Annotated in this window: 1 protein-coding gene; it reads right to left on the bottom strand. The window is 65.0% G+C overall.

Annotated features, from left to right (window positions below; translation table 11 throughout):
• The coding region (locus tag ABVT36_RS19150; RefSeq protein WP_368457990.1) for an AMP-binding protein at positions 1–223 on the bottom strand (223 nt) is incomplete at both ends.

The raw sequence follows: 223 nt of genomic DNA, 5'->3' as shown, positions 1-223 counted from the left end.
CACACCGGCCGCGATCAAATGCTGGGCCAAACCATTGGCGCGGCGGTCCAGTTCGCCGTAGGTCAGCTGCTGATCCTGACAAACCAGGGCCACCGCATCGGGTCGCGCCTGCGCCTGGACCTCCAGCAGACCGTGCAGCGTCTGCGCGGGAAAGGCTGCCCCATTGTCATTCCACAGCTCAAGCTGCTGCCGGCGCTCCTCGCCACTCAGCAATTCCAGATGC

The organism is Microbulbifer sp. TYP-18 (genome assembly GCF_040932045.1).
Lineage (GTDB): Bacteria > Pseudomonadota > Gammaproteobacteria > Pseudomonadales > Cellvibrionaceae > Microbulbifer.
Note: the sequence above shows the minus strand (reverse complement) of the source record. Positions and strands in the feature narration are given on the sequence as shown.